The sequence below is a fragment of the Mucilaginibacter sp. genome (assembly GCF_039207105.1).
Taxonomy (GTDB): Bacteria; Bacteroidota; Bacteroidia; order Sphingobacteriales; family Sphingobacteriaceae; genus Mucilaginibacter.
Genome location: NZ_JBCECK010000313.1, coordinates 1 through 2,241 on the forward strand (window position 1 = coordinate 1; position 2,241 = coordinate 2,241).

Annotated in this window: 2 protein-coding genes; one reads left to right on the top strand and one right to left on the bottom strand. The window is 40.6% G+C overall.

Annotated elements, in window-relative coordinates; all coding sequences use genetic code 11:
* Positions 1-34: 34 nt before the first annotated feature.
* A complete protein-coding gene (locus AAGC65_RS26015; protein ID WP_343115368.1) occupies positions 35-325 on the top strand; it encodes a hypothetical protein in 291 nt (96 codons plus the stop codon).
* A 223-nt stretch (positions 326-548) separates the two neighbouring features.
* Here the strand turns inward: AAGC65_RS26015 and AAGC65_RS26020 are convergent, their stop codons facing one another.
* The gene (locus AAGC65_RS26020; RefSeq protein ID WP_343115369.1) at positions 549-2,000 is read right to left on the bottom strand and encodes an IS1182 family transposase; all 1,452 of its coding nucleotides are present in this window, start codon (positions 1,998-2,000) and stop codon (positions 549-551) included.
* Positions 2,001-2,241 lie beyond the last annotated feature (241 nt).

Here is a 2,241-nt window from a genome sequence, read left to right on the forward strand (position 1 = left end):
GGGTTATGCTAATTACAACAATTGATAAACACCTATGGATAAGTTAAAAAAATTTGAGTTGATGGAAAAGATTGTCCATGAACTGGAAGATTTAAAAAATAGTCAGCAGGCCATCATACAAAAATTGACCAAAATAGAGGTCGATAATATGGACCTGGGTAACAAACGTTTGGAAAAAGACTTGCCGGATATGCATCAGCGCGTATCAGAAAACCTGGACACCATCGCCAGCATTCTGGAAGACTTCGCCAGCCAGACCGATACTTTCAGCGATACCAATAATATCGCCGCCCTGAAAGAGCAGGAAGCTATTAATAAGCTTTAATGCACAACAGAAGCCTTGAATTTAGATCCAAAAAAGAGGTGTAGTATTTACGAGGGCACTGAAAAAGTAACTCAATAATGTTGGGTTATTAAAGCGATCAAGAAAAAGGCAACTTTTACTTGGTCGCTTTTCTTTTGCGTCATTTATTGCAAAGGTGACTTTTTATAGCCGATATGGCTGTATTAGCAATCTGATGAGTAGCCAGTTGTGGTTTTCCTGGAACTTAGTTCATCAGTTTGATGATCCTTTTTAGATTTACAGTAAAAATAGCCAATGCGCCCTGCATCTGCATGTTTTCGATACCATAAGCTATCGCTCGGTCATAACCATGAACGTTTTTTAATTCGCTGTTCTTTGCTTCGATCTTATACCTGTGTTTGATGTTTTCTTTATACTCTTCCGTCTCCTGAAATGCCATTTGATCCAGGTGTGTGCCCGATTTGATACTGACCGAATAAGTTTTAGACTTTGCGCCGGGCTTATAGCAATTCTCCCTTAGTGGACAGATCTTACACTTTTCAATGTCAAAGTAATAAGTATCTAACTGGTTCTCTCCGATGTTTTTCTTCCCGGTGCGAGCCTTCCGGATAGCCAAATGCCCGGCCGGACATATAAACATCCCTGCATCTTTATTATAATCGAACTTTTCCGCATCTTTTCTAAAGCCTTGACTTATTGATGGGTTTAGTTTAGCCACGACTTTTACTCCCTGTTCTTTTGTTAGCTCAAGGTTTTCTTTACCTGAATAAGCTGCATCGCCGATGATCATATCTACTTCAATGCCATTTTTTTGGCTGATCTCCAATAGTTTCGGTAGTTCTGGCCCATCGCCTTTTTCACCCGATGTGACCACGGCTGCAGTGATGATGCGTTCTTCCGTCATCGCCAAATGGGTCTTGTAACCAAAGAATGAGCTATCAGCTGATTTATGGCCCGTTTTGGCATCCTTGTCTTTGGATAACGTATAGTGCTCCTGCGTATCTGCTACCGTCTCCTTCAACAGGTTCAGCTTCTCTTTTACCGCAGGTATCTGGCATAAGGTTTGGTCTGCTTCAATATACTTTTCCAATGCGCTGCAATACGCTAGTTCTTTTTCCAATTCGTCAGTTGTGTTCTTTACCGGCATCCCTGCCTTCATATCTTCATCTATAGCATATACTGCTTTGCGGAGCAGTTTCGAACGTTCCTGCAATACTTCCAGTGCTGAATAAGGGTTTGACCTGGAAAGGGAATGCGTAGCATCAACAATAATAGATTTTGATTGGATGATCCCTTTTTCAATAGCTATGGCCACCGTTTTACCAATAAGCAGGTTTAAAAGGTCATTATCCTTTAGCCGCAGCTTTCTGAACTTGGTCAATGAACTGGGATCGATAACGCCTTCTTCCGGCGACATCCCCAGGAAATATTTGAACGACATATCATACTGCGAACGTTCCACCACATCAACATCTGAAACCGTATAGATGGTCTTTAATAACAGATATTTGAACATCCGTACAGGGCTTTCTGCAGTCCTACCATTGGTAATGCAATATTTGCTAACCAGTTCTTCATAAATAAAGGTAAAATCTACCAGGTCATTGATCTTCCGCAAAAGATTGTTTTTCGGTACGATCAACTCATATAGTCCCGAAAATGAACTGAACTGTATCTGCTGTTGTTGACTAAGCATAATTGTCTCTCTTTCGACACTTTAAGATACAAAAAAAGGGTTAGAAAATTTAGATTTTCTAACCCTTTAACTAAAAGGACTTTTTCAGTGCCCTCCGTTAGCGGCTTCCTTTTTTGTTAATGATTTACAGCTTAGCTTTCCTGTTGATGATTTCATTATTTTATTGCAAGCAGATCAACCTTTTCAATAACCGGATCTGTCGCCAATAAGTCGGGCGCTTGTGCCATGAGGGCCTTTGCAA